This window comes from Rhizobium sp. P2_G2, from assembly GCF_056403555.1.
The window spans coordinates 38,483-47,218 of the sequence record NZ_JBFUFF010000049.1; the positions used below are offsets into that span (position 1 = coordinate 38,483).

Here is an 8,736-nt window from a genome sequence, read left to right on the forward strand (position 1 = left end):
AAATTGGACAGTCTTTTGTCTTGAGGAGTCTATGATGTCCAGTCATCCACCGGCTGCCGATCTCGAAACTGACGCCTCGGACGAAAGCGCAGCCTCCGGCCTGTTTCAATTCATCATCCGGCTTCCATTCACGATCGCCGTAGCTATCGCGAAGGCGGCTCTCTATAGCGCGTGGTATTTCGTTTTCTTTATCCTTTGCATGTTCCGCCCGTTCACCGGTTTCATGATGCTCACTGCGGTCGTCATGGTGCCGATATCGATCACCGTCTACGCCCATCCCGGCGCGGCCAACGGCATGCCCTTCTGGGCGTTCGGTCTGATGGCGATCGGGCTCGTGACCTTTGCGGTCGGCTATACGATTTTTCTCGATTGGTTCACGCCACCCGGCGCGGAGGACCCGTTCGCCCGGTATCGCCGGCGAGATCGATAGGCATTTCCCAGTGGGGCGGCTATAGCGTTCACGGGACCGCCTTGACGAACCGATTGGCCTTCGCCGCCACATTCATGTCCTTCCGCCTGAAGTAGATTGCGCGGCCACAGCGGATCGGACTATGCCCCTGGACGATGATGATCTGCTCGTCCTTGCGCATCGATTGCGTAATCTCGTGCGGCATGATCAGCGGTCGGCGCTGGAAGTTGACGTTTTCCGATTTGCGCGATGCGCCGCTTTTCGTGTCCCAGCCGATATTGCGCGAGCTTCCCTTCACCTCGACGGTCATCTCGCCGCATTGGGCTGAGACGTTGCGCGCTGTATCGAGCGCCTTGATCGCGGCATAACTCGTGAAAGCGCAACCGTCGATCCATGACGTCGCTCCGTCTTTCCCGAAATGCCGTTCCAACTGCCCGACCGACTGGTACATCAGCATCATCGATATGCCGTACTTGCGGCCGCGGTCGCGCGCCTCCTCGAGCACGCGCATATAGCCAAGCAGATCGACCTCATCGAGCATGAACAGCGCCCGGCGCCGGAATGCACCGTCGGCCTGCACCATGGCGTTGATCAACGAGCCGATGATGACGCGGCCAATGCCCGGATAGGAGCGCAGGATCGATGCCGGGATGTTGAGGAAGACGTCTTTTCTGCCCGAGACGATGTCACTCGATTTGAACGTATTGCCGCAGACGAGCGCCGCGTAGCTGTCGAGCGACAGCCACTGCGTATCCTTCGATGCCGTCGAATACACGCCGGAAAAAGTCTGCTCGGTCATGTTGGTGAACACCCCGAGTGTTTCGCGAATGAAGGCGGACGCAGATTGCTCCTGGATGTCACGCAGCATCGCGAGCACCGAGGGCTCAGGTTCCGAAACGATCTGGCGCAGACTGCGTAAGTTTCGCCGTCCCTCGTATTCCGGCGACAGCATCACATGGGCAAGCAGACCGGTCAGAAGATTGTGGGCCTGGTTCTGGAAGTAGGAGCCGGTCGAGCTTTCGAAGCGCAGGCTCTCCGACAACAGCATATGGGAGATGCCGACGATATCCTCCTCCTTTTGCAAGGATGTCTCGATACCATCGAGAACGTTGAAGCCAATGATCGGGTTTGTCGGATCGAGTACCATCACCTCGCGCCCGAGCACGCGGGCGCGATGTTCGACCACCATCGGTGCGACCTCGGTGGACGGGTCGAGGCAGATCAGCGGACCTGAGTAGCGCAGCGCCGTCGGCACCACATTGCTCGTGGTCTTGTAACCACCCGACCCGGCAAAAAAGAGCATGTGGGTGGAATCGAAGTCCTGCTTGTAGGTCAGCAATGGCGCTCTGCCGCCATGCCCCCATGTTGCGCAGTCGTTCGGATCGAACGGCAGCGCATGGACGATTTCCTTATCGACGCGATAGCGTTCACCGACGACGATCTCGCCATCCGGCGGAAAGAGTTTTGCTGCCGCCGCGATAGGCAGCCAATCGGCATCGCCGAATGTTCCGCGTCGTGCCCGCTTGACCGGATCGGGCACCACGACGGATATGCGGGCAGCCGCCGCGGCCGCGATGAAGCCGGCAAGCGCTCCGATCACCGCCATGATATCGAGATAGGAAAGCGCCCGATCCCAGGTGATGAGTCCGCTTTCTACCGGCGGCGCCAGACGTCCGTATTCGCGCAAGCAATAAAAGCCGGCAACGGCGAGAAAGCACACCAAGCCGGCCATCGCGATCGGCCGGCGCCGATGCAGTGGCAACACCAAAACCGTGAAAAGTCCTCCAAGTGGTCCGAACAACAGCGCCGGTATGGGGGACGCCCTGAGGAACCAATACGAGGTCTTTCCCGACATGCCGGCGGCCAGTTCCAACCATTTCCAACCGACGATATAGACGGTCAATGCGGTAACGGCGACTGGCACCAGGACAAGCAGCAGGCTCGGATGCGATCTGCGCTTCGAAGTCATTCCACGTGCTCCTCAATGTCCAAAGCGAGGGTGCTCGATGACCTGGCCTTGAACACCTCCTCTCCGATCTCATGCAGGCGTCTGTATTCGGCCGAGTCCGGCCGCACGCATGCCAGCTCAATTAATCCGCCGAGCAAGAAGGCCCGGTCGACCTTGGACAGGCCGGCCTTGACGACGATGCCGCCCAACAAGAATTTTTCGCGTGCCTCGCTTTTGCGATCAGCTGTCATGTGAAACCGCCGCCTCCGTTCCAGCCGTGCTATCTGCCGGTCGACGCGTTTGAGGAGCGGCGGCAGGCGTTTTCTTTTCTGCTTTGCGAAATCGCGCGGCGATCTCCTCAAAAATCTGGTCGATCTCCTCGTCGGAAATCTCCATCTCCGCCAATCCGACTTTTGTCGCGGCACGCGCGAAGCGTTCGGCGGATTTAACTGTCAAAAATCGTCTCCGTTCACGCAGCTTGTCGATTTGGGCGTCAATATCGGAAATTGATGATTTTACGGCCATATGGATTTTCTCCCGCTCTGATTTGATCGAAACAAGGCCAATTATACGGACTAGAAATAGATAGTTAAATAGGCTATTTTGCAATCACCCAAAAACGTCGCACCGGAATTCCGGCACAAGGCCGTGTCCCGGAAAAGCGGCATCGGCCCTTCGGTCCGATCGGTTTGAGGGCGCAATATACGTCGCTGCCGCGACGTGCTTGGACGATGCGGAGACAGTCGTGGCGATCATGTTCGTCAGAGCGCAGGTGATCAGCAGGGGAGCGGGACGCAGTATCGTCTCGGCCGCCGCCTATCGCCATCGCGCCCGGATGATGGACGAACAGGCTGGCACGTCCTTCAGCTACCGGGGTGGGGCCTCCGAACTGGTGCATGAGGAGCTGGCGCTGCCCGACCAGATCCCGGCCTGGGTAAAGACGGCGATCGACGGCCCGTCCGTGGCCAAGGCCAGCGAGGCGCTCTGGAATGCACTCGATGCCTTCGAGACGCGCGTCGACGCGCAGCTTGCCCGCGAACTGATCATCGCGCTGCCGGAAGAGCTGACACGGACGGAAAATATCGCCCTGGTGCGAGAATTCGTGCGCGACAATCTCACGTCGAAGGGAATGGTCGCGGACTGGGTTTTTCACGCCAAGGATGGCAATCCACACATCCATCTGATGACGACTCTGCGTCCCCTGACCGAGGAGGGGTTCGGACCAAAGAAGGTTCCTGTGCTTGGCGAGGATGGCGAGTCGCTGCGGGTCGTCACCCCGGATCGGCCGAACGGAAAGATTGTCTACAAGCTCTGGGCCGGCGACAAGGAAACCATGAAGGCGTGGAAAATCGCCTGGGCGGAGACGGCGAACCGTCATCTGGCATTGGCCGGTCATGAGATCCGGCTCGATGGTCGCTCTTATGCGGAGCAGGGCCTCGACGGGATTGCTCAAAAACATCTCGGGCCGGAGAAGGCGGCGCTCGCCCGCAAGGGCGCCGAGATGTATTTCGCGCCGGCCGATCTCGCCCGACGGCAGGACATGGCCGACCGGCTGCTCGCCGAGCCGGCGCTTCTGTTAAAGCAGCTCGGTAACGAACGCTCTACGTTCGACGAGAAGGATATCGCCAAGGCACTGCACCGCTATGTCGACGATCCCGTCGATTTCGCCAATATCCGGGCGCGCCTGATGGCATCGGATGAACTGGTCATGCTTAGGCCACAGCATCTCGCGGCTGAGAGCGGCAAGGCGGCAGAACCGGCGGTGTTCACCACGCGCGACATCCTGCGCATCGAATATGACATGGCGCGGTCCGCTGAGGTTCTCTCGGAGCGCAAGGGCTTTGGCGTCTCGCAGCGCAAAGTCGCTGCAGCCGTCCAAAGCATCGAAACGGCCGATCCGGCAAAACCTTTCAAGCTCGACGCCGAACAGGTCGACGCGGTGCGCCAAGTCACCGGCGACAGTGGTATCGCTGCCGTTGTCGGTCTTGCCGGCGCAGGCAAGTCGACGCTGCTGGCCGCCGCGCGCGTTGCCTGGGAAAGCGGAGGCCGGCGGGTGATCGGGGCTGCCCTTGCCGGCAAGGCGGCTGAGGGATTGGAGGACAGTTCCGGCATCCGGTCGCGCACGCTGGCATCCTGGGAATTGGCATGGGCAAGTGGGCGCGAATTGTTGGGTCGCGGCGATGTGCTTGTCGTCGACGAGGCCGGCATGGTGTCCTCGCAGCAGATGGCCCGCGTCCTGAAAGCCGTGGAAGATGCAGGCGCAAAAGCGGTGCTGGTCGGCGACGCCATGCAGCTTCAGCCGATCCAGGCCGGTGCCGCCTTCCGGGCGATTTCGGAGCGCGCCGGCTTTGCCGAACTTGCGGGCGTCCGGCGCCAGCGCGATGAATGGGCGCGCGAAGCCTCGCGGCTTTTTGCCCGCGGCAAGGTGGAAGAGGCACTCAACGCCTATGCGCAGCATGGCCACATTGCTGAGGCCGAAACACGCGCCGAAATTGTCGAACGTCTCGTCGCTGATTGGACCGATGCCCGCCGTGACCTTCTACGGAACTCCGCCGGCGGCGAGGACGCGCGCCGTCTTCGTGGCGATGAATTGCTGGTGTTGGCGCATACCAATGACGATGTGAAGCGTCTCAACGAATCTCTGCGCAATGTCATGATGCAGGAGGGCGCACTCTCCGACAGCCGCACCTTTCAGACCGCGCGGGAGGCGCGGGAGTTTGCCGCCGGCGATCGGATCATCTTCCTCGAAAACGCCCGCTTCCTGGAACCGTGCGCCAAAAACCTCGGGCCGCAGTATGTAAAGAACGGCATGCTGGGCACGGTCGTCTCGACCGGCGACAAGCGGGGCGATGCGTTGTTGTCGGTGCATCTCGACAATGGCCGCGATGTCGTCATCAGCGAGGCCAGCTACCGCAATGTCGATCATGGCTATGCCGCGACGATCCATAAGTCTCAAGGCGTCACCGTCGACCGGACCTTCGTGCTCGCCACCGGCATGATGGACCAGCATCTGACTTATGTGGCGATGACCCGACATCGCGATCGCGCCGATCTTTATGCGGCAAAAGAAGAATTCGAGACGAAACCGGAATGGCGTCGCAAGCCGCGCGTCGATCATGCCGCCGGCGTTACCGGCGAACTGGTCGAAGCAGGAATGGCCAAGTTCCGGCCCGCTGACGAGGATGCAAAGGAAAGCCCCTATGCCGATGTCAGGACCAGCGACGGAACCGTTCAACGCCTCTGGGGCGTGAGCCTGCCGAAAGCGCTCGAGGACGCCGGGGTCTCGGTGGGCGACACCGTGACCTTGCGCAAGCACGGCGTCGAAAAGGTAACGGTGAAAGTACCGGTCGTCGACGAGGAAACTGGCGCGCGGCATTTCGAAGAACGCGTCGTCGATCGCAATGTCTGGACGGCAAAGCAGCTCGAAACCACTGAGGCTCGGCAGCAGCGGATCGAGCGCGAGCGCCATCGACCGGAACTGTTCAAAGAGCTTGTCGATCGTCTCGGACGATCTGGGGCCAAGACCACGACGCTCGATTTCGAAAGCGAGGCCGGCTATCGGGCGCATGCGCAGGATTTTGCACGATGGCGCGGCATCGACACGTTCGCTGCGGTCGCGGCCGGCATGGAAGAGGGCGTTTCCCGGCAGCTGGCCTGGCTTGCGGAAAAGCGCGAGCAGGTGGCGAAGCTCTGGGAGAGGGCGAGCGTGGCGCTCGGGTTCGCGATCGAACGGGAGCGGCGCGTGTCCTACAGCGAGGACAGGGCGGACTTGCTCGCCGCAGGAATCCCGGCTGCCGGACGCTATCTGATCCCGCCCACCACCGAATTTGCTCGAAGCGTCGATGAGGACGCACGCCGGGCGCAACTTTCGTCGCCACGGTGGAAGGAGCGGGAGGAAATCCTTCGGCCGTTGCTTGCAAAAATATATCGCGATCCGGATGCTGCCCTGTCGGTGCTGAATGCGCTTGCCTCGGATGCCGGCATCGAACCTCGAACGCTTGCGGCTGATGTTGGTAAGGCGCCGGATCGCCTCGGTCGTCTGCTCGGGTCCGACAACATCGTCGAGGGGCGGGCAGCGCGCGACGAACGCACTGTCGCGACTGCCGCTTTGGAGGAATTGCTGCCCTTGGTCCGCGCCCATGCGACCGAGTTTCGGCGGAATGCTGATCGGTTTCGCGAGCGCGACCAAACACGCCGAACCTATATGTCCTTGTCGATCCCGACGATCTCGAAACAGGCTATGGCACGTCTTGTCGAAATCGAGGCGGTGCGCAGCCGAGGTGGCGACGACGCCTGGAAAACCGCCTTCGCCTTTGCCGCTGAGGATCGCTCGCTCGTGCAGGAGGTGAAGGCCGTGAGCGATGCATTGACAGCCCGCTTCGGCTGGAGCGCCTTCACCACGAAGGCCGATGCGATTGCCGAGCGCAACGTGCTTGAGCGCATGCCCGAGGATCTCACCGATGAACGGCGCGGGAAGCTGACGCGGCTGTTCGAGATCGTTCGACGCTTCGGCGACGAGCAGCATCTGGCCGAGCGCAAGGACCGGTCGAAGGTCGTCGCCGGCGCTAGCGTCGAAGTTGGCAAGGAGACGATTGCCGTGCTGCCGATGCTTGCAGCGGTCACGGAGTTCCGGACGCCGGTGGACGATGAAGCGCGCCCACGAGCGCTGGCCACCCAGCACTATCACCACAATCGTGCTGCTCTCGCCGAGACAGCTATGCGGATCTGGCGCGATCCGGCCGGCGCTGTCGAAAAGATAGAGGACCTGATCGTCAAGGGCTTTGCGCCTGATCGGATCGCGGCGGCCGTGACAAATGATCCTGCCGCCTATGGCGCGCTGCGTGGCTCGGATCGCCTGATGGATCGGATGCTCGCCACCGGCCGGGAACGCAAGGATGCGCTGCAAGCTGTGCCGGACGCATCCTTCCGACTGCGCTCGCTTGGTGTTGCTTATGCAAGCGCCTTCGATGCCGAGCGCCAGTCCATCACCGAAGAGCGCCGCCGCATGGCGGTCGCCATTCCCGGATTGTCGCAAGCCGCCGAAGACGCGCTACGCCAGATGGCAGCGCAGATGAAAAACAAAGGCAGCAAGCTCGACATTGCCGCTGGTTCGCTCGATCCTCGAGTCGCGCAAGAGTTTGCGGCGGTCAGCCGAGCGCTCGACGAGCGTTTTGGCCGCAACGCCATCCTGCGCGGCGAGAAGGACGTCATAAATCGCGTGTCGCCGGCGCAACGCCGTGCATTCGAGGCGATGCAGGAAGGGCTGAAGGTTCTCCAGCAGACGGTTCGACTGCAGGGCAGCGAGGAAATCCTGTCCGAGCGCCGCCGGCGCATCATCAACCGCGCGCGCGGCGTCACCTATTGAGAGTTCTGAAGAAACGAAAGGAAGCAACCATGGCCGAACAGGAAATCCGATACGACGCGATCGCCCGCACCGAGATCGCCATCAGGATCCTCAACCTGGCGCGCGCCATCGTCACGGCACGCGTCTATGAGCTCGAGGCGCAGGATCCCGCCGCGGCCGACCGGTTGCGTGATCGCCGTCGTGACCTCCTCGATCTCCAGGAGCGCCTCGCGGCTGACGCGCTTGATACGGTCGAGAACGTCATCGCCGTCTGGGGACCGCGCGTCCAGGACGAGGCCCGCTTCTGGGCGGAGTTCTAACAATGGCGGAGGAGGCATCCGGCCTGCTCTCGCCGGAGAGAAATGAGAGCATCTTCCGAACCGACATTTTGCGCGACTATCTGCCCGACGACATTGGCAGGGTGGAACGACCGTGCCTCATTCTGCTCGGCGGGCAACCGGGCGCGGGTAAGACGGCTGTCCTGACGGCGAGCCAAGCGGAGCTTGCGCGGTCCGGGCCGACGATCCGCATCGTCGGCGATGATCTCAGGTCCTATCATCCACAATTCCTGGCGTTTCAGCAACAGGATCCGGAGACCGCCTCCCGCCACACGCAGATGGATGCGGGGCGGTGGACGGAAAAGCTCCTGGCCGCAGCCACGGTGCGGCAGGTCAATGTCGTCTTCGAAACGACGATGCGCACGCCGGAGAATGTCGCCCGGGTAGTCGCGACAGCGCGCGATGCGGGATACGCGGTGGAGGTGCGTGCCGTCGCGGTCAACCCGCGGCTGAGCTGGCAAGGCGCTCATCATCGCTTCGAGGAAATGCTGCATGCCGGTTTGGCGGCGCGGATTCCGCCGCAACACATTCACGATGCCGCTGTCGGCGGGCTTCGCATCAGCCTCGAAAAGCTTGAGAGCGAGAACCTAGGCCGTAGACTCATAACGCGTTGATCCAGATGCGGGTAGCAATGATTTTGGCGGCGGCAAGGAAATTGGCTGGGTTCTTGTCGTAACGTGTTGCCATAGCTCGATAT

General features: G+C 61.8%; 7 protein-coding genes and 1 pseudogene. 4 read left to right on the plus strand and 4 right to left on the minus strand.

The genetic code is table 11. The features are described from left to right. Positions 1-34: 34 nt before the first annotated feature. On the plus strand, positions 35-430 hold the full coding sequence (locus AC1D06_RS26545) for a hypothetical protein (protein ID WP_477988788.1): 396 nt from the start codon (positions 35-37) through the stop codon (positions 428-430). A gap of 28 nt (positions 431-458) precedes the next feature. Here AC1D06_RS26545 and traG read toward each other — a convergent pair whose 3' ends face one another. From traG to AC1D06_RS26560, 3 genes are read right to left on the minus strand one after another with little or no spacing between them, the layout of a single operon-like run. Continuing rightward, complete coding sequence (gene traG, locus AC1D06_RS26550; protein ID WP_477988789.1) at positions 459-2,378, minus strand: Ti-type conjugative transfer system protein TraG; 1,920 nt, start codon at positions 2,376-2,378, stop codon at positions 459-461. After that, positions 2,375-2,608, minus strand: coding sequence for a conjugal transfer protein TraD (locus AC1D06_RS26555; protein WP_477988790.1), 234 nt, complete (start codon positions 2,606-2,608; stop codon positions 2,375-2,377). The genes traG and AC1D06_RS26555 overlap by 4 nt, the downstream gene beginning before the upstream one ends. Beyond that, positions 2,598-2,882 (minus strand): TraC family protein, encoded by a 285-nt coding sequence (locus AC1D06_RS26560; RefSeq protein WP_477988791.1) that lies wholly within the window; start codon positions 2,880-2,882, stop codon positions 2,598-2,600. Before AC1D06_RS26560 ends, AC1D06_RS26555 begins: the two co-directional genes overlap by 11 nt. A gap of 220 nt (positions 2,883-3,102) precedes the next feature. On the opposite strand from AC1D06_RS26560, the gene traA reads away from it, so the two are divergent. The 3 genes from traA to AC1D06_RS26575 are packed head-to-tail and all read left to right on the plus strand — an operon-like array spanning position 3,103 to position 8,653. After that, positions 3,103-7,722: a Ti-type conjugative transfer relaxase TraA gene (gene traA, locus AC1D06_RS26565; RefSeq protein WP_477988793.1), complete on the plus strand. Its 4,620-nt coding sequence runs from the start codon at positions 3,103-3,105 to the stop codon at positions 7,720-7,722. Positions 7,723-7,751: 29 nt separating this feature from the next. Beyond that, positions 7,752-8,021, plus strand: coding sequence for a hypothetical protein (locus tag AC1D06_RS26570; protein ID WP_477988794.1), 270 nt, complete (start codon positions 7,752-7,754; stop codon positions 8,019-8,021). A 2-nt stretch (positions 8,022-8,023) separates the two neighbouring features. After that, complete coding sequence (locus tag AC1D06_RS26575) at positions 8,024-8,653, plus strand: zeta toxin family protein (protein WP_477988795.1); 630 nt, start codon at positions 8,024-8,026, stop codon at positions 8,651-8,653. On the opposite strand, the pseudogene AC1D06_RS26580 reads toward AC1D06_RS26575, so the two are convergent. After that, positions 8,640-8,736, minus strand: a pseudogene (locus AC1D06_RS26580) (IS5/IS1182 family transposase); the annotation flags it as partial. The gene AC1D06_RS26575 and the pseudogene AC1D06_RS26580 sit on opposite strands and share 14 nt — an antisense overlap.